The 25,838-nt window shown below is 73.6% G+C and carries 22 protein-coding genes; 10 read left to right on the forward strand and 12 right to left on the reverse strand.

Translation table 11 applies throughout. The features are described 5' to 3' along the window. Positions 1 to 6 precede the first annotated feature (6 nt). From hutU to hutH, 5 genes are read left to right on the forward strand one after another with little or no spacing between them, the layout of a single operon-like run. Complete coding sequence (gene hutU / locus GA0070603_RS13940; RefSeq protein WP_091312973.1) at positions 7 to 1,656, forward strand: urocanate hydratase; 1,650 nt, start codon at positions 7 to 9, stop codon at positions 1,654 to 1,656. 11 nt (positions 1,657 to 1,667) lie between these two features. Then, complete coding sequence (locus GA0070603_RS13945) at positions 1,668 to 2,888, forward strand: allantoate amidohydrolase (protein WP_091312976.1); 1,221 nt, start codon at positions 1,668 to 1,670, stop codon at positions 2,886 to 2,888. Next, the gene (locus GA0070603_RS13950; RefSeq protein WP_091321931.1) at positions 2,885 to 4,237 is read left to right on the forward strand and encodes a formimidoylglutamate deiminase; all 1,353 of its coding nucleotides are present in this window, start codon (positions 2,885 to 2,887) and stop codon (positions 4,235 to 4,237) included. Before GA0070603_RS13945 ends, GA0070603_RS13950 begins: the two co-directional genes overlap by 4 nt. Then, positions 4,234 to 5,448: an imidazolonepropionase gene (gene hutI / locus GA0070603_RS13955; protein ID WP_091312979.1), complete on the forward strand. Its 1,215-nt coding sequence runs from the start codon at positions 4,234 to 4,236 to the stop codon at positions 5,446 to 5,448. Before GA0070603_RS13950 ends, hutI begins: the two co-directional genes overlap by 4 nt. Then, the gene (gene hutH / locus GA0070603_RS13960; protein WP_091312982.1) at positions 5,436 to 6,974 is read left to right on the forward strand and encodes a histidine ammonia-lyase; all 1,539 of its coding nucleotides are present in this window, start codon (positions 5,436 to 5,438) and stop codon (positions 6,972 to 6,974) included. Before hutI ends, hutH begins: the two co-directional genes overlap by 13 nt. Before the next feature lie 49 nt (positions 6,975 to 7,023). Here the strand turns inward: hutH and rdgB are convergent, their stop codons facing one another. The 9 genes from rdgB to GA0070603_RS14005 all read right to left on the reverse strand — a co-directional run bounded on the left by rdgB (position 7,024) and on the right by GA0070603_RS14005 (position 14,114). Beyond that, the gene (gene rdgB, locus GA0070603_RS13965; RefSeq protein WP_091312988.1) at positions 7,024 to 7,641 is read right to left on the reverse strand and encodes an RdgB/HAM1 family non-canonical purine NTP pyrophosphatase; all 618 of its coding nucleotides are present in this window, start codon (positions 7,639 to 7,641) and stop codon (positions 7,024 to 7,026) included. Continuing rightward, the gene (rph, locus tag GA0070603_RS13970; protein WP_091312992.1) at positions 7,641 to 8,366 is read right to left on the reverse strand and encodes a ribonuclease PH; all 726 of its coding nucleotides are present in this window, start codon (positions 8,364 to 8,366) and stop codon (positions 7,641 to 7,643) included. The genes rdgB and rph overlap by 1 nt, the downstream gene beginning before the upstream one ends. Positions 8,367 to 8,745: 379 nt before the next feature. Continuing rightward, on the reverse strand, positions 8,746 to 9,492 hold the full coding sequence (locus tag GA0070603_RS13975; protein ID WP_091312996.1) for an MBL fold metallo-hydrolase: 747 nt from the start codon (positions 9,490 to 9,492) through the stop codon (positions 8,746 to 8,748). A 225-nt stretch (positions 9,493 to 9,717) separates the two neighbouring features. Then, a complete protein-coding gene (locus GA0070603_RS13980; protein WP_091312998.1) occupies positions 9,718 to 10,683 on the reverse strand; it encodes a PLP-dependent cysteine synthase family protein in 966 nt (321 codons plus the stop codon). Positions 10,684 to 10,694: 11 nt separating this feature from the next. After that, a complete protein-coding gene (locus tag GA0070603_RS13985) occupies positions 10,695 to 11,030 on the reverse strand; it encodes a MoaD family protein (RefSeq protein ID WP_091313002.1) in 336 nt (111 codons plus the stop codon). Between the two features lie 71 nt (positions 11,031 to 11,101). Then, complete coding sequence (locus GA0070603_RS13990; RefSeq protein WP_091313004.1) at positions 11,102 to 11,587, reverse strand: M67 family metallopeptidase; 486 nt, start codon at positions 11,585 to 11,587, stop codon at positions 11,102 to 11,104. Positions 11,588 to 11,642: 55 nt separating this feature from the next. Further along, on the reverse strand, positions 11,643 to 12,146 hold the full coding sequence (locus GA0070603_RS13995) for a DUF2017 domain-containing protein (RefSeq protein WP_091313008.1): 504 nt from the start codon (positions 12,144 to 12,146) through the stop codon (positions 11,643 to 11,645). After that, positions 12,143 to 12,433: an ATP-dependent Clp protease adapter ClpS gene (clpS, locus tag GA0070603_RS14000; RefSeq protein WP_091269570.1), complete on the reverse strand. Its 291-nt coding sequence runs from the start codon at positions 12,431 to 12,433 to the stop codon at positions 12,143 to 12,145. Before clpS ends, GA0070603_RS13995 begins: the two co-directional genes overlap by 4 nt. A gap of 115 nt (positions 12,434 to 12,548) precedes the next feature. Beyond that, on the reverse strand, positions 12,549 to 14,114 hold the full coding sequence (locus GA0070603_RS14005; protein ID WP_091313011.1) for a P-loop NTPase family protein: 1,566 nt from the start codon (positions 14,112 to 14,114) through the stop codon (positions 12,549 to 12,551). Between the two features lie 197 nt (positions 14,115 to 14,311). Here GA0070603_RS14005 and GA0070603_RS14010 point away from each other — a divergent pair, with 197 nt between their 5' ends. From GA0070603_RS14010 to GA0070603_RS14025, 4 genes are read left to right on the forward strand one after another with little or no spacing between them, the layout of a single operon-like run. After that, a complete protein-coding gene (locus GA0070603_RS14010) occupies positions 14,312 to 16,990 on the forward strand; it encodes a LuxR C-terminal-related transcriptional regulator (protein WP_091313014.1) in 2,679 nt (892 codons plus the stop codon). A 16-nt stretch (positions 16,991 to 17,006) separates the two neighbouring features. Continuing rightward, positions 17,007 to 18,293 (forward strand): nicotinate phosphoribosyltransferase, encoded by a 1,287-nt coding sequence (locus GA0070603_RS14015; protein ID WP_091313017.1) that lies wholly within the window; start codon positions 17,007 to 17,009, stop codon positions 18,291 to 18,293. Positions 18,294 to 18,306: 13 nt separating this feature from the next. Next, positions 18,307 to 18,888, forward strand: a complete 582-nt coding sequence (locus GA0070603_RS14020; protein WP_091313019.1) for an isochorismatase family protein — start codon at positions 18,307 to 18,309, stop codon at positions 18,886 to 18,888. A 40-nt stretch (positions 18,889 to 18,928) separates the two neighbouring features. Continuing rightward, complete coding sequence (locus GA0070603_RS14025) at positions 18,929 to 20,164, forward strand: MFS transporter (protein WP_091313022.1); 1,236 nt, start codon at positions 18,929 to 18,931, stop codon at positions 20,162 to 20,164. A 324-nt stretch (positions 20,165 to 20,488) separates the two neighbouring features. On the opposite strand, the gene ctaD is transcribed toward GA0070603_RS14025, so the two are convergent. Together ctaD and GA0070603_RS14035 are read right to left on the reverse strand one after the other, a co-directional pair. Then, on the reverse strand, positions 20,489 to 22,246 hold the full coding sequence (gene ctaD / locus GA0070603_RS14030) for an aa3-type cytochrome oxidase subunit I (RefSeq protein ID WP_091313023.1): 1,758 nt from the start codon (positions 22,244 to 22,246) through the stop codon (positions 20,489 to 20,491). Positions 22,247 to 22,373: 127 nt separating this feature from the next. Continuing rightward, positions 22,374 to 23,480 carry an FAD-dependent monooxygenase gene (locus GA0070603_RS14035; RefSeq protein ID WP_091313026.1) on the reverse strand — a complete coding sequence of 369 codons (1,107 nt, stop codon included), beginning with the start codon at positions 23,478 to 23,480 and terminating at the stop codon, positions 22,374 to 22,376. A gap of 320 nt (positions 23,481 to 23,800) precedes the next feature. On the opposite strand from GA0070603_RS14035, the gene GA0070603_RS14040 reads away from it, so the two are divergent. Beyond that, positions 23,801 to 24,928 carry a glycoside hydrolase family 12 protein gene (locus GA0070603_RS14040; RefSeq protein WP_091313028.1) on the forward strand — a complete coding sequence of 376 codons (1,128 nt, stop codon included), beginning with the start codon at positions 23,801 to 23,803 and terminating at the stop codon, positions 24,926 to 24,928. Between the two features lie 59 nt (positions 24,929 to 24,987). On the opposite strand, the gene GA0070603_RS14045 is transcribed toward GA0070603_RS14040, so the two are convergent. Continuing rightward, positions 24,988 to 25,770 carry an aldo/keto reductase gene (locus tag GA0070603_RS14045; protein WP_091313031.1) on the reverse strand — a complete coding sequence of 261 codons (783 nt, stop codon included), beginning with the start codon at positions 25,768 to 25,770 and terminating at the stop codon, positions 24,988 to 24,990. Between the last annotated feature and the right edge of the window lie 68 nt (positions 25,771 to 25,838).

The following is a 25,838-nucleotide window of genomic DNA, read 5'->3' on the forward strand; positions in this document are numbered from 1 at the left end:
TACGAGATGCACCAGCCCGTCCGCGCCGCCCGCGGCACCGCACGCACCGCGAAGGGGTGGCCGCAGGAGGCCGCGCTGCGGATGCTGATGAACAACCTCGACCCGGAGGTGGCCGAGCGCCCCGAGGATCTGGTGGTCTACGGCGGCACCGGCAAGGCGGCCCGGGACTGGCCGTCGTACCACGCGCTGGTCCGTACGCTGACCGACCTGCGCGAGGACGAGACCATGCTGGTGCAGTCCGGCCGCCCCGTGGGCGTCATGCGCACCCACGAGTGGGCGCCCCGGGTGCTGCTGGCCAACTCGAACCTGGTCGGTGACTGGGCCACCTGGCCGGAGTTCCGCCGCCTCGAAGCGCTCGGCCTGACCATGTACGGGCAGATGACCGCCGGCTCCTGGATCTACATCGGCACGCAGGGGATCCTCCAGGGCACCTACGAGACGTTCTCGGCGGTGGCCGAGAAGCGGTTCGGTGGCTCCCTGGCCGGGACGCTCACGCTGACCGCCGGCTGCGGCGGGATGGGCGGCGCGCAGCCCTTGGCCGTCACCATGAACGGCGGCGCCTGCCTGATCGTCGACGTGGACCGCACCCGGCTGGAGCGCCGCGCGCACGACCGCTACCTGGACGAGATCGCCGACTCGCTGGACGACGCGGTCGAGCGGGCGCTCGCCGCGAAGCGGGACCGGCGGGCCCTCAGCGTCGGCGTGGTCGGCAACGCCGCGACGGTCTTCCCGGAGCTGCTGCGCCGGGGCGTCGCCATCGACATCGTCACCGACCAGACCAGCGCGCACGACCCGCTGTCGTACCTGCCGGAGGGGGTGGAGCTGGCCGACGCCCGGGACTACGCGGCGACGAAGCCGGCCGAGTTCACCGACCGGGCGCGCGCCTCGATGGCCAAGCACGTCGAGGCGATGGTCGGCTTCCTCGACGCCGGCGCCGAGGTCTTCGACTACGGCAACTCGATCCGCGGCGAGGCGAAGCTCGGCGGCTTCGAGCGGGCCTTCGACTTCCCCGGCTTCGTGCCGGCGTACATCCGTCCGCTGTTCTGCGAGGGCAAGGGCCCGTTCCGCTGGGCGGCGCTCTCCGGCGACCCGAAGGACATCGCGGCCACCGACCGGGCCATCCTCGACCTGTTCCCGGAGAACGAGTCCCTGGCCCGGTGGATCCGGATGGCCGGCGAGCGGGTCGCCTTCCAGGGCCTGCCGGCCCGGATCTGCTGGCTGGGCTACGGCGAGCGGGACAAGGCCGGAGTGCGGTTCAACGAGATGGTCGCCTCCGGCGAGCTGAGCGCGCCCGTGGTGATCGGCCGGGACCACCTGGACTGCGGCAGCGTGGCCAGCCCCTACCGGGAGACCGAGGCGATGGCCGACGGCTCCGACGCGATCGCCGACTGGCCGCTGCTCAACGCGCTTGTCAACACCGCGAGCGGGGCCTCGTGGGTGTCGATCCACCACGGCGGCGGGGTCGGCATCGGCCGGTCCATCCACGCCGGGCAGGTCTGCGTGGCTGACGGCACCGCCCTGGCCGGGCAGAAGATCGAGCGGGTGCTCACCAACGACCCGGCCATGGGCGTCATCCGGCACGTCGACGCCGGCTACGACGACGCCCGCGAGGTCGCCGCGCGCACCGGCGTCCGCATCCCCATGGCCGAGGCGTAAGGAAGGGCCCCTTGTTAACGCATTCGGTAGAGGAAGGGACCCTTCCTAACAGGTTCCGCAAGCTGTGGGACGAGATCGCGCCGGTCGGGCGGGACGCCGGCAGCGGCGGCTACCTGCGCTACGCGCTCACCGAGCCGGAGCTCACGCTGCGCGGCTGGTTCCGGGAGCAGGCCGGGCAGCGCGGCATGCCGGTCACCGAGGACGGCAACGGCAACCTGTTCGCCTGGTGGGGCGACCCGGTGGCCGGGGACGCCGTGCTCACCGGCAGCCACTTCGACTCGGTGCCGCACGGCGGGGCGTACGACGGGCCGCTGGGCATCGTGAGCGCGTTCCTGGCCGTGGACGAGCTGCGGGCCGCCGGGGCCACCCCGGTCCGGCCCGTGGCGGTGGCCGCGTTCGTGGAGGAGGAGGGCGGCCGGTTCGGCGTACCCTGCCTGGGATCGCGGCTGCTCACCGGTGAGATCGCGGTGGACCGCGCGGCCGGGCTGCGCGACGCGGCGGGGGTGAGCTTCGCCGAGGCCCTGGGTGATCGGCCGGCGGGCGCCGATCCGGGGCTGCTCGGCCGCTTCGCGACCTTCGTGGAGCTGCACGTCGAGCAGGGCCGCGCGCTCGTCGACCTCGGCGCGCCCGTCGCGGTGGCCAGCGCCATCTGGCCGCACGGCCGCTGGCGCTTCGACTTCCACGGCGAGGGCAACCACGCGGGTACGACCCGGATGGCCGACCGCCGCGACCCGATGCTCACCTACGCGTTCACGGTGCTCGCGGCGAACAAGGAGGCCCGGCTGCGCGACGCGCACGCCACAGTGGGCCGGGTGGCCGTCGAACCGAACGCCACGAACGCCGTCCCGTCGAAGGTGACCGGCTGGCTGGACGCCCGGGCGGCCGAGCCGGCGACGCTGGACGGCCTGGTCGAGGCGGTCCGGGCCAAGGCCGCCGAGCGGGCGAAGCGGGACGGCACCGAGCTGACCTGCACGCAGGAGTCGGCCACCCCGCTGGTGTCCTTCGACGGCGGGCTGGCCGACCGGCTGGCCGCGCTGCTCGACGCGCCGGTGCTGCCCACCGGGGCCGGGCACGACGCCGGGGTCCTCGCCGCGCACCTGCCGACCGCGATGCTCTTCGTGCGGAACCCGACCGGGGTGTCGCACTCCCCCGCCGAGTCGGCGAGCGACGCCGACTGCGCCGCCGGGGTGGCCGCCCTGGCCCGGGTGCTGGAGGAGCTGGCATGCCGCTGACCCGCTGGCTGGCCGAGTACGCCTGGCTGCCCGACCACGCCGAACCCACCCCCGACGTGCTGATCGAGGCCGAGGGCGGCCGGATCACCGCGGTCACCCCGCTGGTCGGCGGTGGCGCGCCCGCCGCCGGGGTCGAGGTGCTGGGCGACGCCGTACGCCTGCCCGGCCTCACCCTGCCCGGCCTGGCCAACGCCCACTCGCACGCCTTCCACCGGGCGCTGCGCGGGCGCACCCACGGCGGGCGCGGCGACTTCTGGAGCTGGCGCGACGTCATGTACGACGTTGCCGCCCGCCTCGACCCCGACTCCTACCTGGCCCTGGCCCGGGCCGCGTACGCCGAGATGGCCCTCGCCGGGATCACCTGCGTCGGCGAGTTCCACTACCTGCACCACGGCCCCGAGGGGAAGCCGTACGCCGACCCGAACGCCATGTCGGCCGCGCTCGTCGAGGCCGCCGCGCACGCCGGGATCCGGGTCACCCTGCTGGACACCGCCTACCTGACCGCGAGCGTGGACGGCGAGGAACTGGCCGGGACGCAGCGCCGGTTCGGCGACGGCGACGCGCTGCGCTGGGCGGAGCGGGTCGACGCGTTCCGCCCGGAGAACGACCACGCCCGGCTGGGCGCGGCGATCCACTCGGTCCGGGCGGTGCCCGCCGAGCAGCTCGCCACCGTGGCCGGCTGGGCCGACCGCAACGGGGTGCCGCTGCACGTGCACCTCTCCGAGCAGCCGGCCGAGAACGACGCCTGCCGGGCCGTGCACGGCTGCACACCGACGCGGCTGCTGGCCGACCACGGGGTGCTGGGCCCGCACACCACGGCGGTGCACGCCACCCACCCGACAAGCGCCGACGTGGCCCTGCTCGGGGAGAGCCGGACCGGTGTGTGCCTCTGCCCCACCACCGAGCGGGACCTGGCCGACGGGATCGGGCCGGCCCGCCGGATGGCCGAGGCGGGCAGCCCGCTGAGCCTGGGCAGCGACAGCCACGCCGTGGTCGACCTCTTCGAGGAGGCCCGGGCCGTGGAGCTGGACGAGCGGCTGCGCACCCGCAGGCGCGGGCACTTCAGCGCCGCCGAGCTGGTCACCGCGGCCACCGTCGGCAGCCACGCCGCGCTCGGCTGGGGTGACGCCGGCCGGCTGTCCGTCGGCGACCGGGCCGACCTCGTGACGGTACGGCTGGACAGCGCCCGGACCGCCGGGGTGCCGCCGGTCGGCGCGTTCTTCGCGGCCACCGCCGCCGACGTGACGCACGTGGTGGTCGACGGGCGGACCGTGGTGGCCGACGGCCGGCACCTGACGGTGGACGTGCCGGCCGAACTGCGCTCGGCCATCGCGGAGGTGACCTCATGAGGGGCAGCCTGCTTGTCGACAACATCGGGGAGCTGGTCACCAACGACATCGGCGGCGAGGGCGGGCCGCTGGGCATCCGCCGGCACGCCGCCGTACTGGTCGAGGACGGGCAGGTGGCCTGGGTCGGGCCGGCCCGGGACGCGCCGGCCGCCGACCGGCGGATCGACGCCGAGGGCGGAGCCGTGCTGCCCGGATTCGTGGACAGCCACGCCCACCTGGTCTTCGCCGGCGACCGGGCCGCCGAGTTCGCCGCCCGGATGGCCGGCGAGCCCTACACCGGGGGCGGCATCCGGACCACCGTGGGCGCCACCCGGGCCGCCTCCGACGACGAGCTGCGGGCCACCGTCCGGCGGCTGCGCGGCGAGGCCATGCGGCAGGGCACCACCACCATCGAGATCAAGAGCGGGTACGGGCTGACCGTCGCCGACGAGGCCCGCTCGCTGCGGATCGCCGCCGAGTTCACCGAGGACACCACCTTCCTCGGCGCGCACGTGGTCCCCGCCGAGTACGCCGACCGCCCCGACGACTACGTGGGCATGGTGTGCGGGCCGATGCTCGCCGCCGCCGCGCCGTACGCCCGCTGGATCGACGTGTTCTGTGAGCGGGGCGCCTTCGACGTGGACCACGCCCGGGCGATCCTCGCCTGCGGGCAGGCCGTCGGGCTGGGCGTGCGGGTGCACGCCAACCAGCTCGGCCCCGGGCCGGGCGTCCAGCTCGGGGTGGAACTCGGTGCGGCCAGCGTGGACCACTGCACGCACCTGACCGACGCCGACGTCGACGCGCTCGCCGCCACCCGGGTCGACTGCATGTGCGCCGAGGGGCAGCACACCGCCACCGTCGCCACCCTGCTGCCCGGGGCCGAGTTCTCCACCCGGTCGCCGTACCCGGACGCGCGCCGGCTGCTCGACGCCGGTGTCACCGTCGCACTGGCCACCGACTGCAACCCCGGGTCGTCGTACACCTCGTCGATGCCGTTCTGCGTCGCCCTCGCCGTACGCGAGATGCGGATGACCCCGGCGGAGGCGGTGTGGGCCGCGACGGCGGGCGGGGCGGCGGCGCTGCGCCGCACCGACGTGGGCCGGCTCGCGCGGGGCGCGCGGGCCGACCTCATGATCCTCGACGCCCCGTCCCACCTGCACCTGGCCTACCGGCCGGGGGTTCCCTTGATCCGCCAGGTTCTGCACAACGGAGTGCCGCAATGTCGACAGTAGTCATCCAGCCCACCGGGATCTCCCCCGCCGACGTGCTCGCGGTGGCTCGCGGCACCGCCAAGGTCGTTCTCGACCCCGCCACGGTGGAGGCGATGGCGACCAGCCGGTCCATCGTGGACGGCATCGAGGCCGCCGGCCGGCCCGTGTACGGCGTCTCCACCGGATTCGGGGCGCTCGCCAACACGTTCGTGGCGCCCGAGCGGCGGGCCGAACTCCAGCACGCGCTGATCCGCTCGCACGCCGCCGGGGTCGGCGCGCCCATGCCCCGCGAGGTGGTGCGGGCCATGATGCTGCTGCGGGTACGCTCGCTCGCCCTGGGCCGCTCCGGCGTCCGGCCGCTGGTCGCCGAGGCCCTCGTGGACCTGCTCAACCACGAGGTGACCCCGTGGGTGCCCGAGCACGGTTCGCTCGGCGCCTCCGGTGACCTGGCGCCCCTCGCGCACTGCGCGCTGGTGCTGCTCGGCGAGGGCTGGGTGCTCGGCCCGGCCGGCGACCGGATCCCGGCCGGCGACGCGCTGCGCCGGGTCGGGCTGGAGCCGCTGGAGCTGGCCGCCAAGGAGGGCCTCGCGCTGATCAACGGGACCGACGGCATGCTCGGCATGCTGCTGCTGGCCGTCCACGACGCCCGGCACCTGTTCGCCATGGCCGACGTGACCGCCGCGCTGGCCATCGAGGCGATGCTCGGCTCGGAGCGGCCGTTCCTGCCCGAGCTGCACGCCATCCGGCCGCACCCCGGCCAGGCCACCTCGGCCGCGAACATCCACAAGCTGCTGCAGAACTCGGCGGTGATGGACTCGCACCGCGACGACCTGGGGCACGCGGTGCAGGACGCCTACTCGATGCGCTGCGCGCCGCAGGTGGCCGGCGCGGCCCGGGACACCCTCGACTTCGTCGAGGTGGTGGCCGGGCGGGAGCTGCTGTCGGTCGTGGACAACCCGGTGGTGCTGCCGGACGGGCGGGTCGAGTCGACAGGCAACTTCCACGGCGCGCCGCTCGGCTTCGCCGCCGACTACCTGGCCATCGCCGCGTCCGAGGTGGGCGCCATCGCCGAGCGCCGGGTGGACCGGCTGCTCGACGTCACCCGCTCCCGGGAGCTGCCGGCGTTCCTGTCCCCCGACGCCGGGGTCAACTCCGGCCTGATGATCGCCCAGTACACGGCGGCCGGGATCGTCGCGGAGAACCGCCGGCTGGCCGCGCCCGCCTCGGTCGACTCGCTGCCCACGAGCGGCATGCAGGAGGACCACGTCTCGATGGGCTGGGCGGCGACCAAGAAGCTGCGCACCGTGCTGGACAACCTGACCAGCCTGCTCGCGGTGGAACTGCTGGCCGCCGTGCGCGGGCTCCAGCTCCGCGCCCCGCTGACCCCGTCGCCGGCCGGCCGGGCCGCGCTGGCCGCGCTCGGCGAGGTGGCCGGCGAGCCGGGCCCGGACGTGTTCCTGGCCCCGCTCATGGAGGCGGCCCGGGACGTCGTCCGCGGCCCCGGGCTGCGCGCCGCGATCGAGCGCGAGGTGGGCCCGCTGGGCTGACCCCGGTGTGGCGGTGTCCGGCCGGGCCGGGCACCGCCACCACGTGCCGTCAGGCGGCCGGCGGGAGCACCTTGGCGACCAGCTTGGCCAGTTCGCGCAGCGCCTTGCCGCGGTGGCTCACCGCGTCCTTCTCCTCCGGGGTCAGCTCCGCGTTGGTCCGCTCCTGCCCGTCGCCCAGGAAGATCGGGTCGTAGCCGAAGCCGCCGTCGCCGCGCGGGGCGCGCAGCAGCCGGCCGGACTGCCGGCCGTCGACCAGGTGCTCCTTGCCGCTGGGGAGCACCAGCGCCACAGTGCAGACGAAGGCGGCGCCGCGGTGCTCGTCCGGCACGTCCGCGATCTGGTCCAGCACGAGCTGGAGGTTGGCCCGGTCGTCGCCGTGCGAACCGGCCCAGCGGGCGCTGAACACGCCCGGCATGCCGTTGAGCGCGTCCACCGCCAGACCCGAGTCGTCGGCGATCGTCGGCAGGCCGGTGCGCCGGCAGCCCTCCCGGGCCTTGATCAGCGCGTTCTCGCCGAAGGTCAGGCCGGACTCGGGCAGCTCCGGGTACTCCTCGACGTCGTCGAGGCCGAGCAGGGCGATCCGGTGGGCGCCGAGCGCGCCGTCGAGGATCCGCTGGAGCTCGACGAGCTTCTTCCGGTTGCGGGTGGCCAGGAGCACCGTGTTCATCAGTTCAGCGCCTTCCGCTGCGCGTCGGCCAGTTCCAGGCAGCCCGCCACGCCCAGGTCGAGCAGGGCGTCGAGCTGCTCCCGAGCGAAGACGCCGGCCTCGCCCGTCCCCTGCACCTCGACGAAGTCGCCCGTCCCGGTGCAGACCACGTTCATGTCGACCTCGGCGGCCACGTCCTCCTCGTAGCAGAGGTCGAGCCGCGGCTCGCCGGCGATGATGCCGACGCTGACCGCCGCCACCGACCGGTGCATGACCTTCTCCACCTTGCCCGCCAGGGCCTTGCGCTCGGCGAGCCAGGTCACCGCGTCGTGCAGCGCCACGTACGCGCCCGTGATGGCGGCCGTCCGGGTGCCGCCGTCGGCCTGGAGCACGTCGCAGTCGAGCACCACCGAGTTCTCGCCCAGCGCCTTGAGGTCCACGCAGGCCCGCAGGCTGCGGCCGATCAGCCGGGAGATCTCGTGGGTCCGGCCGCCGACGCGGCCCTTGACGCTCTCCCGGTCGGAGCGGGTGTTGGTGGCCCGGGGCAGCATCGCGTACTCGGCGGTCACCCAGCCGAGCCCGGAGCCCTTGCGCCAGCGGGGCACGCCCTCGGTCACGCTGGCCGTGCAGAGCACCCGGGTCGCCCCGAACTCGACGAGCACCGAGCCCTCCGGGTGGGTGCTCCAGCCCCGGGTCAGGGTCACCGGTCGGAGTTGGTCGGGCCGCCGCCCGTCAGGTCGCGCCATGCCTGCACCTTATGCGGTGCCGTGATCGAACCGGCCCGCGGTCTCCCCACGGTCGCCCGCGCCGGTCACCGGCAGCAGGCGCGACAGCCCAGCGGAAGGACTCACGCTCGGTCACGGCCGCGCCGTCCCGGCGGGTGCCCCGGAGCGCCTTTGCTCTGCAGCCACGGACGCATCAGCTACCGACCGTCATCAGGGTCGGCCGCGGCCGACCGGGAAGAGGATCGGGAAGCCGCAGCTCAACGAGCTGCTGCGTGGATGGCTGCAGAGCAAAGGCGGCCGCGGGCGACCTGCCGTCGGGACCGGGCTGGACACGGAGTGTCACAAGACGCGCCCATACGATGAGTAACGGGGACCGGCGCCGCCGGCAATGCCGGCGGGGTCAGATCTCGTAGGAGGCGCCGGCCCGGACCACCTCGAGGGGCCCGGCGTACGCGCCGGCCGCCGACTCCACGGTGTGCGACTCGCTGCCCCAGGCGGGAACGAGGTGGGTGAGCAGCAGCCGACCCACCCCCGCCTTCGTGGCCGCCTCGCCGGCCTCCCGGCCGGTCAGGTGCAGGTCCGGCGGGTTCTCCACCCCGTCCATGTAACTGGCCTCGCAGAGGAACACGTCGGCGCCCTGGGCCAGCCGCAGCAGCGCGTCGCAGGGCGCGGTGTCCGAGGAGTAGCAGAACACCCGGCCCCCGTGCTCCAGCCGCACCCCGTACGTCTCGACCGGGTGGTTCATCTGGTCGACGGTGACGGTGAACGGGCCGATCGGGAAGGTGCCCGGCTGGAGGCCGTAGAACTGGTAGACGTCCTCGACCGTGCTGTCCTCCTGCCCGTACGCGCTCGCGAGCCGGTCCGGCGCGCCGGAGGGGGCGTACATGGGCAGCGGCGGGTAAGGGCCGTCCGGGGCGTACCGGCGCACCACCACATAGGTGACCGCGTCGAGCATGTGGTCGCAGTGCAGGTGGGTGAGGAGGATGGCGTCGGGGGCGTGCAGCCCGACGTAACGCTGGAGGGTGGAGAGCGACCCCGAGCCGAAGTCGATCAGCAGCCGGAACCCGTCGGCCTCCAGCAGGTAGGCGGAACACGGGGACTCGGGCCCGGGAAAGCTGCCGGCGCAGCCGAGAACGGTCAGTCGCATCCGGTCGCCTCGATCTCACGCTCGGTAGTCGACACGCCGGCGGTCGCCCCGCCGATGATCTCTACCGACGCGTTCGCCACGCTGCGCAGCCTACGCGTCGGCCCGGTCGGGCAAGAATCATCTGCCGGAAGTTGTCATCAACGTGACACCCGCACGCGTCCGGTCCCGGGACGTAACGGTCGGTTCGGTCCGCGGCGTGCGCGGACCGAACCGACCGGCGGGTCGTCAGGCCCAGAGCTGCCCCTCCAGGGCGTCCTCGGCATCCGCGAGGGTGCCGCCGTACGCCCCGGTCGACAGGTACTTCCAGCCGCCGTCGGCGACCACGAACGCCACGTCGGCGCGGCGGCCGTCGCGGACCGCCTCGTGCGCCACGGCGAGCGCGGCGTGCAGGATCGCCCCCGTGGAGAAGCCCGCGAAGATGCCCTCCACCTCGACGAGCTGCCGGGTCCGCAGGACCGCATCCCGGGTGCCCACCGAGAAGCGCCGGGAGAGCACCGAGGCGTCGTACAGCTCGGGCACGTAGCCCTCGTCGATGTTGCGCAGCCCGTAGACCAGCTCGCCGTAGCGGGGCTCGGCCGCGACGACCTGGATGCCGTCGACCTTCTCCCGCAGGTAGCGCCCGGTGCCCATGAGGGTGCCGGTGGTGCCCAGGCCGGCCACGAAGTGGGTGATGGTCGGCAGATCGTGCAGCAGCTCCGGCCCGGTCGTCTCGTAGTGCGCCCGGGCGTTCGCCTCGTTGCCGTACTGGTAGAGCATCACCCAGTCCGGGTGCTCGGCGGCGATCTGCTTCGCGGTCGCGACGGCCTGGTTCGAGCCGCCGGCGGCCGGCGAGAAGATGATCTCCGCGCCGTACATCCGGAGCAGCTGGACCCGCTCGGTGGAGACGTTCTCCGGCATCACGCAGACGAGCCGGTAACCGCGCAGCTTGGCCACCATGGCCAGGGAGATGCCGGTGTTGCCGCTCGTCGGCTCCAGGATGGTGTCGCCGGGGCGGAGCCGGCCGGACTCCTCTGCCGAGCGGACCATGAACAGGGCGGCCCGGTCCTTGATGCTGCCGGTCGGGTTCCGGTCCTCCAGCTTCGCCCAGAGCCGCACCGGCGGCGCCCCGTCGGGCACCGTCGGCGAGAGCCGGGGCAGCCCGACCAGGGGCGTGCCGCCACAGGCGTCGAGCAGGCTGTCGTACCTGGCCATAGCCGCAGCCCTCAGCGGGCGGTGACGGCCGCGCGGTGACCGGCGATGGCAGCCGCGGCAGCGAAGCCGAACGCGCCGCCGGCCACGGCCGGCAGGATGGTGACGCTGTCACCGTCGTTGAGCTTGGCGTCGAGCGCGCCGAGGAAGCGGACGTCCTCGTCGTTGACGTAGACGTTGACGAACCGGTGCAGGGCGCCGGCGTCGGTGACCAGCCGGGCCCGCAGGCCGCCGTGCCGGGAGTCCAGGTCGGCGAGCAGGTCGCCCAGGGTGTCGCCGCTGCCCTCGACGACCTTCGCGCCGCCGGTGTAGCTGCGCAGGATGGTGGGGATGCGAACCTCGATGGCCATGATGTCTCGTGCTCCTTGTTCGGGTGCTGCCAGGTGACGGAAGGAAGAAAAGGTGTGCCGGCGCTGGGAGGTCAGCGGTCGGAACACTCGTAGTCGACCGTCGCCGGGCTCTGCCCGAACATGTAGGACTGGACGGCGTGCGGGTCCACGGCAGCCACGATCTCGACCGGCTCCTCGGTGACCACGCCGTCGACGATCCGGAAGGACCGGATCTCCTCGGTGTCGGGCTCGCGGGTCGAGACGAGCAGGTAGTGCGCTCCCGGCTCACCGGCGAAGGAGATGTCCGTGCGGGACGGGTAGGCCTCCGTCGCGGTGTGCGAGTGGTAGATGACGACCGGCTCCTCGTCGCGGTCGTCCATCTCGCGCCACAGCCGCAGCTGCTCCATCGAGTCGAACTCGTAGAAGGTCATGGAGCGGGCGGCGTTCGCCATCGGGATGTGCCGGGTCGGGGTGTCGCTGCCGGCGGGACCGGCGACCACGCCGCACGCCTCGTCCGGGTGGTCCCGGCGCGCGTGGGCCACGATCGCGTCGATGATCGACCGGTCGATGCTCAGCACGCCGCCCAGCCTAGCGCCTGGCCGTCCCGGCCGGCGAGGTGGTGACCGTCACGGCTCAGTCGATCAGGGCGTTGAGCAGGGACTCCTGGAGATATCCCAGGTACGCGTAGACCGATAGTTGGAACACGCGCGACGAGGTGGGGTCCTCGGCGACCGCGTCGTCCAGCTCCTCACCCAGGTCGGTGCCGTCCTTGATCTCCAACCGGACGCCCATGGCGAGCCGGGCGTCGTTGAGGGCGCGCAGCCACGCCTCGGCGGCCTCCGCGTCCAGCCGCACCTCGCCGCCGGCCTCGCCGTCGGGCAGCGCGGCGAGGATCGCCCCGGCCTGGTCGATCTTGGCGGTCTTGAGGTCGCCCTCGGTGTAGCGGCGGAACTCCGCGCTGCCCGCCGCGTCGTCCGGGTAGACCTCGGGGAAGAGCCGGCCGACCACCGGGTCGCCGTGGTCGAAGCCGTCGGTGAGCAGGCCCACCACCTCGGAGGCGACCTTGCGCAGCACCCGGACCTCGTCCACCGCGAAGGTGGCCACGTAGCGGTCGCCCTGGCGACGGAACATGCTCATGACCGGTCCACCGTCGCCCAGAGGCCGTACGCGTGCAGCTGCGACGCGTCGTGCTCCATCCGCTCCCGGGCGCCGCTGGAGACGACCGCCTTGCCCTTGTGGTGCACGTCCAGCATGAGCTGCTCGGCCTTCTCCCGGCTGTATCCGAAGAGCTTCTGGAACACCCAGGTCACATACGTCATGAGGTTGACCGGATCGTCCCAGACGATGGTCACCCAAGGCCGGTCGGAGACCGGCACCTCTTCGGTGTCCGGCGTCTCGACCGGCGCAACCTGTGGAGCCGCCATGCCCCCCATCGTGCCACCGGATCCGGGGAACCGATGAACCGGAACGGCGCGGCGGTCGGGATCACCCGCCCGGGCCGCGTACGCCGGCCCGCGCGGCAGTGCGGCCGCCCCGACCTCAGGCGAGCAGGATGCCGTGGTCGACAGCATCGGTGAGGACCGCGCCCAGCGAGAGACGGATCACCTCGAAACGGCGGGACACCTGGCGGGACAGCTCCAGCTCGACCTCGCGCAGCGCCCGCTGCGCCCAGGAGCGGGCGGCGTTCGGGTCGGCGTTGCCGGGGACCCGCCAGTGCTGCCAGCACCCGCCGTTGAGGGCCACCCCGACGGGTGGGAGCGCCTCGTCGCGCTCCGCGCCCGGACAGCCGGCCAGCGCGTCGAGCGCGCCGGCCCCGGCCAGCCCGGCCACCCCGGCCGTGCTGGTGACCAGGAGCACCCGGTCCAGCTCCGGACCATCGGGGTGGTCGGCCAGGCCCCAACGGACGGCGTGCACGATCCGGCGGCGCACCCCCTCGGCGAGCGGCGCGCCGAAGACCCGGGCGGCCGCGTCGTCGACGATGCCCCGGACCGCCTCGTCGCACTGCGCGGTGGCCAGCAGCGACAGCGCCTCCATCTCGCGGTCGAGCAGCTGCGGCAGGCCGGCGCAGCCCACCCCGAAGACGATCTCCTGCACCACCCGGAGGTGGATGTCGGCCAGCTCCAGGGCGAGGTGCTGGCGGATCCGCTGGGCGCACGAACGGGCCTGGCGGTCGATCCGCTGGGTGAGGTCGGCCGGCTCGACACCGGCCACCACGGGCACGCGGCCGTGCGCGCCGGGCGGCTCCGGCGGGCGGGAACTGGCCCGGCGCAGCCCCTCGTCGGCGGCCCAGCCGACCAGTGCGCGGCGCAGCACCGAGTGCTCGTTCTGGCGGACCGGGAACCAGCGGGCCGACGCGAGCGCGGGCACCGCGGCCAGCAGCGCGGCCCGGTGCGCCGCCACGGAGACGTCCACCGGGTCGTACCGGCGGGCGGCGGGGCCGGGCGGGCCGGACCCGCCGGCCGACGACCCGGACGCCCCCGTGTCCTCCGTCGTCGTGCCGTCCGCCGGCGCCGCCCAGCCCGCCACGCCGGGGGTGACGGCGAAGAACACCTCGACCCGCGTGCGCGCCACCTCGGCCAGCAGGTGCAGCTCGGCCGCGCTGAACGCCTGGTCGGCGGAGATCACGAAGAGCAGGGCGCCGGCCCGGCCCGCCGCGTCGAGCAGCACCCGGCCGCCGGCCACCCCGAGGACGCCGGTGTCCGGCGTGTCGAGCACGGCGAAATGCCGCAGCAGCGGGTCCGGCAGGCTCAGCTCCACCCGGCGTGGCGGCCGGGCCAGCGCCGGGCCGGCGGCGAGCGGGTCGGCCCCGTAGGAGTGCGGCTGGCGGTAGCCCGGCACGTAGGCGGCGCGGGTGGGCACCTTGGCGTGGTTGACGAGCAGGTGGCTGCCGGCGGGCACGGCGAGCATCCCGGGATCCAGCCCGAGCAGGCCGGCGAGCAGCTCGCGGCGGCCGGCGCCGGCCGGGCCGGTGACCACGACACCCAGCGGCTCCTCGGGCCCGGGCTCGGTCACCCCCAGCCGGGTGGGCAGCGGGGCACAGCGGGGCGGCTCGGCGAGCCCGTCGGGGTCGGGCACGTCGATCGAGGGGAGCGAACCCGGCTTCATCAGGCGGCCTCCCGGTGAGGCGACCGGGTTGCGGTCCGGTCGCGTGGAAATCCCTGGTCGCAGGGGATGTCGGAAGAGTACGGCTGTCGCGGATCCGACACCGAACACATCCGATACTCACGAGTAATCGACAGATTACTCAACTTCGCTCCGTGACGGTATGCGCGCGGACGGAACACCATCGATATGCTGCACCGATGAGTCGGTGGGACTTCGTCGGCCGAACGGATGAGCTCAACCGTCTGTTGTCGGCGGTCGGCGGCCAGGAGGGACGCGGGCTGCTCTTCAGCGGAAGCGCAGGGGTCGGCAAGAGCCGGCTGCTGCGCGAGGGGGTGGCCGCCCTCCCCACCGACCGCTACGCGATCTGGTCCGTCGCGGCCAGCGCCACCACCGCCGCGCTGCCGTTCGGCGGGCTGGTCCAGGTGCTCCCCGCCGCCCAGCCGCAGGGCCTGTCCCCCGCCGGCATCCTGCGCTGGGCGGTCGACGTGCTCCAGGAGCAGGCCGCCGGCCGGCCGATCGTGCTGGCCATCGACGACGCGCACCTGCTCGACCCGCCGTCGGCCGCGCTCGTGCACCTCATCGCCCGCTCCGAGAACGCCACGGTGCTCGGCACGCTGCGCAACGGCGAGCAGATCCCGCTGCCGATCCGTGCCCTGTGGACCGACGACCTCGTCGACCTGGTCGAGCTGGGTCCGCTGGGTCCGAGCGAGACCACCGGGCTGCTCGCCGCGATCCTCGGCGGGCCGGTCGACGCCGGCTCCTCCGAGCGGCTGTTCCGGCTCTCCGCCGGCAACCCGCTGCTGCTGCGCGAGCTGGTGCTGGCCGCCTCCGGCGGCGACGAGCTGAGCCGCAGGTACGGCATCTGGAAGTGGACCGGCCGGCTGGAGCTGGCACCCAGCCTCACCGACCTGATCGACACCCGGATCGGCCAGCTCACACCCGGCGTACGGGCCGTGGTCGAGCTGGTGGCGTTCGGCGAGCCGCTCGGCCTGCAACTGCTGGAGCAGGCGGTCGACCCGGCCGACGTGGAGATCGCCGAGGAGCGCGGCCTGATCGCCATGGTGCACGACGACCGGCGGCTGAACGTCCGCCTCGCCCACCCGCTCTACGGCGAGGTGATGCGCCGGCACTGCCCGGTCAGCCGCACCCGCCGGCTCCAGGCCACCCTGGCCGGGCTGCTGGAGCGCGTCGGCAAGCGGCGCCGCGACGACCTGCTGCGGGTCGCCGTCTGGCGGCTCGACTCGGGCACGGCGCAGGACCCCGCCCTGCTGCTCGACGCGGCGGCCCAGGCCTTCGGCCGCTACGACGTGCCGCTGGCCACCCGGCTGGCCCGGGCGGCGCTGGACGGCGAGGGCGGCTCGGACGCGGCGGAACTGCTCGCCACCATCCTCATGTTCGGCGACCGGCCGGAGGAGGCCATCGAGGTGCTCGACCAGGTGGCCGGGGCGATCCAGGACGACCGGCGCCGCGGCCGCTGGCTGACGGCCCGGGGCATGGTCAGCTACTGGGGGCTGAGCCGGGAGTCCACGGTGGAGGAGATCGCGGCGCGGGGCGCCGAGCTGACCGACGCCGCCGACCAGGCCCGGGTCCGCGCCTTCGAGGCGATCATGCGGCTGCACCGCCTGGACATCGAGGCGGCGGTCCGGCTGGCCCAGACGGTGCTGGACCGGCCGGCCGCCCCGATGGCGGCACGCGAGCTGGCCCGGTGCACCCTCGCGCACCTCCAGGCCGCGCAGGGGCAGTACCGGCGCAGCGCCACGGCGATCGCCCGGGTCGAGGCCGAGGCGGCGTACTGGCGGGGCGACATGCCCTACCTCCAGCTCGCCATGGAGCTGGCCCGGGGCACCCGCCTGGCGCTCTCCGGCGACCTGGCCGGCATCGACGCGATCGTCGCCGACGAGTTCGCCGACCTGGCCGGCGCCGGGGACTTCCGGCTCGGCACGGGCTACCTCGCCATCCTTCAGGCGTACGCGGCGCGGCTGCGCGGGCGCGGCGACGAGGCGCTGAAGACCAGCCTGGGCGCCTGTGCCGTGCTCGCGACCAGCCGCGTCTACGCCGGTCTGGCCCACGCCGAGCGGGCCCAGGCGGCGGCGCTGCGCGGCGACGCCGACCACGCGGCGGAGGCGATGGCCGAGGCGGACCGGACCCACGCGCCCGGGATGGCGGTGCTCTACCCCTGGCTGGAGCAGGCCCGGGGCGCCGTGCACGCGGTGGCCGGCGACCTGCCGGCGGCCGTCAAGCACCTCTGCGCGCTCGCCGACCGCCTGCGCGAGGACGGCCTGGCCGGGCACGAACTGCTCGTCCTGCTCGACCTGGTCCGGTTCGACCAGGCCGCCGCGGCGGTCGGGCCGACCTGCACCGACGGCGGCCGGCGGACCGTGGCACAACGCCTCGCCGAGCTCTCCGAGCAGGTCGACGGGGTGCTGCCGCCGCTTGTCGCCCGCTACGCCCGCGCCACCCTCGACGGCGGCCCCGACGAGCTGCTCGCCGTGGCCGACGGCTTCGCCGCCCGGGAGCTGATCGTCTACGCCGCCGAGGCGACCGCCATGGCGTTGCACCGGATGGGCCGCAGCCGCGCCGGCGCCACCGGCCCGGCCCGGGAACGTCTCGCGGACCTGCTCCGCCGCTGCGACGAGGTGTCCACGCCGGCGCTGCGGCTGCTCCGCCCGACGCTCACTGAGCGCGAGTGGGAGATCGGCCGGCTGGCCGCCGACGGCGTGACCAGCCGCGCCATCGCCGAGCGGCTCTTCCTCTCCACCCGCACGGTGGAGAACCACCTCCAGCGGATCTACAGCAAGCTCGGGGTGGCCGGGCGGGCGGAGCTGCGGGCCGCGCTGCGCTCGATGCCGGGCCACGACGGCGGGGATCCGGCCTGAACTCTAGGCTGAGGCGGTGAGCACCCTTCGCCCCGCGCTGCTGACCGACCACTACGAGCTGACCATGGTCAGCGCCGCCCTGCGGGACGGCACGGCCGACCGTCGCTGCGTCTTCGAGGTGTTCAGCCGGCGGCTGCCGGCCGGCCGCCGCTATGGCGTGGTCGCCGGGACCGGCCGGCTGATCGACCTGATCCGCGACTTCCGGTTCGACCCCGACGAGATCGAGTTCCTGCGCCGCACCGGCGTGGTGGACGACCGGGCCGCCCGGTGGTTGGCCGACTACCGCTTCAGCGGCGACGTCGACGGGTACGCGGAGGGCGAGCTGTTCTTCCCCGGCTCCCCGATCCTCACCGTCTCGGGCACCTTCGCGGAGTGCGTGGTGCTGGAGACGCTGGTGCTGTCGGTGCTCAACCACGACTGCGCGGTGGCCGCCGCGGCGGCCCGGATGGTGACCGCGGCCCGGGGCCGGGCGCTGATCGAGATGGGCTCCCGGCGGGCGCACGAGGAGGCCGCGGTGGCCGCCGCCCGGGCCGCGTACCTGGCCGGGTTCCGGTTCACCTCCAACCTGGCCGCCGGGCAGCGCTACGGCATCCCCACCGCCGGCACCGCGGCGCACGCGTTCACCCTGCTGCACGACGATGAGCAGGCGGCGTTCGCCTCGCAGGTCGCCACGCTGGGCAAGGACACCACGCTGCTGGTCGACACCTACGACATCAGCCAGGGCATCCGCAACGCCATCGCGGTGGCCGGGCCGGAGCTGCGCGCGGTCCGGATCGACTCGGGCGACCTCGCGGTGATCGCCCAGCAGTCCCGCGAGCTGCTCGACTCGCTGGGCGCCACCGAGACGAAGATCATCGTGTCCGGCGACCTCGACGAGTACGCCATCGCCTCGCTCGCCGCCGAGCCCGTCGACATGTACGGCGCGGGCACCGCCGTGGTGACCGGCTCGGGCGCCCCCACCGCCGGCCTGGTCTACAAGCTGGTCGAGGTGGAGGGGCGCCCGGTGGTCAAGCGCTCCGAGCACAAGGCCACGATCGGCGGCCGGAAGGTGGCCGTGCGCCGGCACAAGCCCACCGGCACCGCCACCGAGGAGATCATCGTCCCGCAGGGGGTGCCGGACCGGCAGCCCAACGACCGGTTGCTCCAGCGCTCGTTCGTCGTCGAGGGCGAGCCGGTGGCGCTGCCCACCCTCGACGAGTCCCGGGAGCACCTGCGGCAGTGCCTCATCTCCATCCCCTGGGAGGGGCTCAAGCTCTCCGGCGGCGACCCGGCCGTCCCGGTGACCGTCGTACCCGCGAGCTGAGAGGAGCGATCCGATGGCCAACGCCTTGATCATCGTCGACGTGCAGAACGACTTCTGCGAGGGCGGCTCCCTGGCGGTGACCGGCGGGGCGGGCGTCGCCGCCGGCATCTCCCGGCTGCTCGCCGCCGAGCCGGAGCGCTGGGACCACGTGGTCGCGACGAAGGACTACCACATCGACCCGGGCGCGCACTTCGGCGACCCGCCGGACTACGTCGACTCCTGGCCCCGGCACTGCGTCGTGGGCACCGCCGGCTCGGAGTTCCACCCCGACCTGGAGACCGGCCCGGTGGAGGCGATCTTCCACAAGGGCGAGCACGCGGCCGCGTACTCGGGTTTCGAGGGCCACGCGGACGACGGCGAGTGCCTGGCCGACTGGCTGCGCCGGCACGACGTCGACCGGGTCGACGTGGTCGGCATCGCGACCGACCACTGCGTCCGCGCCACGGCGCTGGACGCCGCCCGGGAGGGGTTCCGGACCACCGTGCTGCTGGACCTGACGGCCGCCGTCGCGCCCGACACCCTGGACGTGGCGCTGCGGTCGCTGGAGGGCGCCGGGGTCACCATGGTCGGGGAGCCTGTGATCAGGGCCGCTTGAGCGGGTAATCGGTTGCGGGTGTCGTACCCCCGGCCCAGGATTGCGGCCGGAGGTACGGACCGTCGTGAACTTGAAACCTTACCGGGAGGCGCTCGCCCTGCCCGGTCTCCGGTCGTTGCTGCTGATCTCGGTGCTGGCGCGCATCCCGCTCACCGCGACCGGCGTGACGCTCACCTTCCACGTCGTGCTGGACCTCGGTCGCGGCTACGGCGCGGCCGGCCTGGTGGGCGCCGCGTCCACCGTCGGCGCCGCGCTCGGCTCCCCGCTGCTCGGCCGGCTGGTCGACAGGCGCGGGCTGCGCCCGGTGCTGCTGCTCACCACTGTCGCGGAGGGCGTCTTCTGGGCCTGCGCGCCGACCCTGTCGTACCCCGTGCTGCTGCCCACCGCGTTCCTGGCCGGCCTGCTCGCGCTGCCGGTCTTCTCGGTGGTCCGGCAGTCGGTCGCCGCGCTGGTGCCGGCCGAGCGGCGCCGCCCCGCGTACGCCCTCGACTCGATGTCGGTGGAGCTGTCGTTCATGGTCGGCCCCGCGCTGGCCGTGGCCATGGCCGCCGCCGTGTCGCCCCGGCTGACCATGTGGGCGGTCGGCGCCGGCATCGTGGCCTCCGGGATCTGCTTCTGGCTGCTCGACCCGCCCACCCGCGCCGCCGACGAGCCGGCCGGCCCGGCCCGCAAGGTGCCCCGCCGGGAGTGGCTCACCCCGCGGCTGCTGGCCGTCCTGGCGGTCAGCCTGGCCGCCACCCTCGTGCTCGGCGGCACCGACGTCGCGGTGGTCGCCGTGCTACGCGAGGGCGGCGAGGTCGGCTGGACCGGCGCCGTCCTGGCCATGTGGGCTATCGCGTCGCTGCTGGGCGGCTTCGCGTACGGGGCGGTCACCCGCTCGCTCTCCCCGCTGGTCCTCGTGGCGGCGCTGAGCCTGACCACCATCCCGGTGGGGCTGGGCGGGTCGCACTGGTGGCTGCTCAGCCTGGCGCTCTTCCCGGCCGGGGCGCTCTGCGCGCCGTCCATCGCCTCGACCTCCGACGCGGTGAGCCGGCTCGCCCCGGCCGGCGTACGCGGCGAGGCCATGGGCCTGCACGGCTCGGCCGTGACCGTCGGCATCGCGCTGGGTGCGCCGCTGGCCGGCGCGGTGATCGACGCCTCGGCGCCGGCGTGGGGGTTCGCGGTCACCGGCGCGATCGGCGTGCTGGTCGCCCTGGCCGTCCTGCCGCTCGAACTCCGCCACCGCCGCAACCAAACCCCGACCCCCACCCCCGAACTGGCCCCCGCCACCCTCTGACCCCCTCCCTGGGGGCGCGTTGATCAAGAGGTTTGCGTCAGGTTCGGCCTCGTCCCCGACGCAAACTCCTTGATCAACGCGCGCCGGGCGAGAACGGGCATCGGTTCGCCGAGGTGGGGGTGTGCGGCCTCCTCCGCCTCCCTCGCCCCGACCTTCAGCGGGTCGATCAAGAGGTTTGCGTCAGGTTCGGGCTGGTTCCTGACGCAAACCTCTTGATCAACCGCGCCAGGCCGTGGGGTGGCGGTGCGCGTCGGGGTTGGGGTGGAAAGCGACGGGCGCCGCACCCCCGTGGGGTGCGGCGCCCGTCGTTCGGTTCTGGCCGGGTCAGCTCTTGTCGAGCCGGCCCTCGGTGTCCTCCTGGTAGCTGGCGCCACCGTCGGACTCGCTGGTCAGCGGCTTGGCGCCGCCCTCCGGCGGGCCGGCCAGGGTGGTGCCGGCGGCCAGCTCGGGGAACTTGAGGTCGAACGCCGGCCGCTCGGAGCGGATCCGCGGCATCCGGTCGAAGTTCCGCAGCGGGGGCGGCGAGCTGGTGGCCCACTCGAGCGAGTTGCCGTGGCCCCACGGGTCGTCGACCTCGACCACCGGACCGGTCTTGTACGACTTCCAGCAGTTCCAGATGAACGGCAGGGTCGAGATACCGGTGATGAACGCGCCGATCGTGGACAGCGTGTTCAGGAAGGTGAAGCCGTCACCGGGCAGGTAGTCGACGTACCGGCGGGGCATGCCCTCGGCGCCGAGCCAGTGCTGCACCAGGAAGGTGGTGTGGAAGCCGATCATCGTCAGCCAGAAGTGGATCTTGCCGAGCCGCTCGTCGAGCATCCGGCCGAACATCTTCGGGAACCAGAAGTAGATGCCGCCGAAGACGGCGAACACGATGGTGCCGAAGAGCACGTAGTGGAAGTGCGCGACCACGAAGTACGAGTCGTGCAGGTGGAAGTCCAGCGGCGGGCTGGCGAGCAGCACACCGGTAAGGCCACCGAAGAGGAAGGTCACCAGGAAGCCGACCGCGAAGAGCATCGGCGTCTCGAAGGTGATCTGGCCCCGCCACATGGTGCCGATCCAGTTGAAGAACTTCATACCGGTCGGCACGGCGATCAGGTAGCTGAGGAAGCTGAAGAACGGCAGCAGCACCTGGCCGGTCGCGAACATGTGGTGCGCCCACACGCTCATCGACAGGGCGGCGATGGCGATGGTCGCGGCGACCAGGCCCTTGTAACCGAAGATCGGCTTCCGGGAGAAGACCGGGATGATCTCGGTGATGATGCCGAAGAACGGCAGCGCGATGATGTAGACCTCGGGGTGCCCGAAGAACCAGAACAGGTGCTGCCACAGCATCGGGCCGCCGGTGGCGGGGTCGTACACGTGGGCGCCGATCAGGCGGTCCGCGGCCAGCGCGAAGAGCGCGGCGGCCAGCAGCGGGAAGACCAGGATCGCCAGCAGGCTGGTGACCAGCATGTTCCAGGTGAAGATCGGCATCCGGAACATGGTCATGCCGGGGGCGCGCAGGGTCAGGATCGTGGTGATCAGGTTGACCGCGCCGAGGATCGTGCCCAGACCGGAGATGGCCAGGCCGACGACCCACATGTTCGCGCCGACGCCCGGCGCGTGCTCGGCGGTGCTCAGCGGCGTGTACGCCGTCCAGCCGAAGTCGGCCGCACCGCCCGGGGTGATGAAGCCGGCCGTGGCCATGGTGCCGCCGAACAGGTACAGCCAGTAGGCGAACGCGTTCAGTCGGGGGAACGACACGTCGGGCGCGCCGATCTGCAGCGGCACCACGTAGTTCGCGAAGGCGAACACGATCGGCGTCGCGAAGAACAGCAGCATGATCGTGCCGTGCATGGTGAAGAGCTGGTTGTACTGCTCGGGCGACAGGAACTGCAGCCCCGGTCGCGCCAGCTCGGCGCGCATGATCAGGGCCATGAGGCCGCCGATCATGAAGAACGCGAACGCGGTGACCATGTACATGATCCCGATCTGCTTCGCGTCCGTGGTGCGCAGCAGCCGCGCGAGGGCCGACCCCTTGACCGGCTCGCGGACCGGCCAGGGCCGGGTCACGACCGGCTTGGGTGCGACGGTGGTCACGAGTGGCCTCCGGTTCTGGGTTGTCCCGCTCGGCGCGCTGTTCATCTGCGCAGCCGTCATCCGCAAGGAGGATAGTCCCCGGTAGTGGGCCCCGCCGCGTGGGGTGGGCGGCTACGATCTTCGGCCCTCAGAGCGGGCCGGTGAGGAGCCGGTAGTGCTCCTGGAAGATCCGCCCGCCACGTCCGCGCAGCAACGGGTCGCGCAGCGCCGGCGGCACGTCGCGGGTGCGGTTGCGGTCCCGGGTCCGGTCCCGCACCCAGCGGGTACGGGGGCGGCGGCGACTCTCGTACGCGATGAGCGCGGCCTCGACGCTGCCGGCCGCCCGCAGCGACTCGGCGAGCACCACGGCGTCCTCCAGCGCCATGGCGGCGCCCTGGGACAGCGTCGGCGCGGTGGCGTGAGCGGCGTCACCGACGAGCAGCACCCGGCCGTGGAACCAGCGCCCCAGCTCGACCTCGGTGGTGAGCTCCACATCCACCGTCTCCAGCGCGGCGAGCACCTCGGGGACCGGGCCGCCGTAGTCGCCGAACAGTTCGTGCAGCCGGGCGAGCGGGTCGGCCGGCAGGCTGGTGCCGGCCTCGTCGGCGTAGCAGTGCAGCCGGCCGGCGCCGAGCGGCACCACGAGGAAGCCGGCGCGCTGGCCGAGCAGGGCGGTCCAGTCGGCCACCCGGGGGCCGCCGCGCACCACGCTGCGGTAGACGACCTGGCCGGCGGGGCGGGGCGGGCCGCCGAGCGCGGCCAGGGTACGCACCGCCGAGCGGGGGCCGTCGGCGCCGATGACGAGGTCGTACTCCCCGCTGGTGCCGTCGGTGAAGCCGACCGCGACGCCGCCGGGCAGCGGATCGACGGTGCTGACCTCGGCCCCGTGCCGGACGGCGCCGCCGGCCCCGCTGAGCAGCACCCGGTGCAGTTCGGCGCGGGGCAGCGCCCGGCACTCGCCCACCCCGGCCCAGAGCCCGTCGAGGTCGACCTCGCAGAGCGGCGCGCCGGTGGCGTCCAGGAAGCGCTGCCGGTGGATGACCTGGCCGAGGGGGCGTACGGGGCCGTCCAGGTCGAGCCGGCGCAGCGCGCGGGCCGCGTTGCCCGGCAGGTAGAGGCCGATGTCGGCACGCTCGGTCGGCGGCAGCTTCTCGGTCACGTCGGGGCGGAACCCCGCGAGGCGCAGCGCCCGGGCCACGGCGAGACCGGCGATGCCCGCGCCGACGACGAGGATGCGCAGGGGGGAACCACCCATCGTGGGGTACGCCTCCGGAGGGGATCGGAACGCGTTGGAGGCAAGACATTACTCGCCGCAACCAACTGGCGGAAGTGCCCATCGGCCCGGGCGTACCGGCCCGGTCAGCGACCGGGAGCCCTCCCACCGGCGGGAATCCCGCCCCGACCGGGGGAACCGCCTTGCGACCGCCACAACAGAACGACATCAGAGCTTCACCGACGGTGGCCGGAACTATCGAGATGGTCGGTGCGGTTGCGCAGCAGTTTCAGGCATGTAAATGTGTTGGTCTAAGTGTGGGAGCGCTCCCGGACCCACCCGCCACCACGAATCGGAGCATCATGAAGCGTCCACTGAGAGCCCTCGCGGCGGCCGGCCTGCTGGCCGCCGGCGCGATCGTCGCCGTCGCGCTCGGCGGCACCGCCTCGGCCGACACCCAGATCTGCGAGCAGTACGGGTCGACCACCATCGGCGGGAAGTACGTCGTGCAGAACAACCGCTGGGGCACCAGCGCGCAGCAGTGCATCAACGTCACCTCCACCGGCTTCTCGATCACCCGCCAGGACGGCGTCGGATCGACGAGCGGCGCACCGGTGTCGTACCCGTCGATCTTCGTGGGCTGCCACTACACGAACTGCTCACCCGGCACCAACCTGCCGGTGCAGGTGAAGAACATCAGCAGCGCGCCGGGCAGCATCAGCTACAACTACGTCAGCGGCGCCATCTACGACGCCGCGTACGACATCTGGCTCGACCCGTCCCCGAAGAAGGACGGCGTGAACCAGATGGAGATCATGATCTGGCTCAACCGGCAGGGCCCCATCCAGCCCATCGGCTCGCCCGTCGGCAACGCCAGCATCGCGGGCCGGACCTGGGAGGTCTGGCGGGGCAGCAACGGCTCGAACAACGTCATCTCGTACGTGGCCCCGTCGGCGATCCCCAGCATGAGCTTCGACGCCATGGCGTTCATCAACGACACGAAGAACCGCGGTGCGATCACCAGCGACTGGTACCTGACCAGCATCCAGGCCGGCTTCGAGCCGTGGCAGGGCGGCGTCGGCCTGGCGGTCAACTCCTTCTCGCAGAGCGTCAACACCGGCGGCACCACGCCGACCACGCCGCCGCCGGCCACCACCCCGCCGCCGGGCAACGCCGCCTGCTCGGTGAAGTACACGACAAACGTCTGGAGCAACGGCTTCACCGCCGACGTGACGATCACCAACACCGGCTCCAGCACCGTCAACGGCTGGACCCTGAACTACAACCTGCCCTCCGGACAGACCATCACCGGCTCGTGGAACGCCACGGTGACGCAGAGCGGGTCCGCGGTGACCGCGCGGAACCTGAGCTACAACGGCACCCTCGCACCCGGAGCCTCGACCAGCTTCGGCTACCAGGCGACGCTGAACGGCGCGTTCTCCACGCCCAGCAGCTTCACCCTCAACGGCGCCACCTGCGCCAGGGCGTGACGCCCACCTGATCCCGGGGCGCGGTTCGCATGGGCCGCGCCCCGCCTCAGGCTCGGAACTCAGTGGCCGAGGGCGTCGATGTCGCGCATCTCCTCGGCGGTGAGCGAGAAGCCGAACACGTCGGCGTTGGCCCGGATCCGGTCCGGGGTGACCGACTTCGGGATGACCACGATCTCGTGGTCGATGTGCCAGCGCAGCACCACCTGGGCCGGCGAGACGTCGTGCGCCTGGGCGATCCGGACCAGCACCGGATCGGAGAGGTCGCTGGTCTTGAACGGGCTGTAGCCCTCCAGCACCACGCCCCGGTCCCGGTGCGCGGCGTGCACCTGGCGGTCGTACAGGGACGGGCTCCAGCGGATCTGGTTGACCGCCGGGGTCTCCTCGGTGGCCTGGATCAGCTCGTCGATCTGGCTGACGCTGTAGTTGCTCACCCCGACGGCCCGGGTCAGGTTCTCGTCGCGGGCGGCGAGCAGCTCACGCCACACCGGGATGCTGTCGCCGGGCGCGGACGGCGGCCAGTGGATCAGCCACAGGTCGACGTGGTCGGTGTCCAGGGCGGCGAGGCTCGCCTCGATGGTCTCCCGCTCCCGGCCCACCCGGTCCGGCGGCAGCTTCGTGGTGATGAAGAGGTCCTCGCGGCGCAGCCCGCTCTCCTTCACCGCGCGGCCGACCTCCTTCTCGTTGCCGTACATCGTGGCCGTGTCGATGTGCCGGTAACCGGCGTCGAGGGCGGCGAGCACCGCGTCGTACCCGGCCTCGCCGGTGGCCTGCCAGGTGCCGAAGCCGAGCAGCGGCATCCGGACGTCGCCGGTGAGCGGGGCGGTGGGCTGGTCGAGGTCCATACCGACGCTTCTACCCGTGATCGCCGCCGCCATGCCGGCGACCCGCCGAGGCACGGCCGAACGGGACA

The sequence above is a fragment of the Micromonospora chersina genome (assembly GCF_900091475.1).
In the GTDB taxonomy this organism is placed as follows: Bacteria; Actinomycetota; Actinomycetes; order Mycobacteriales; family Micromonosporaceae; genus Micromonospora; species Micromonospora chersina.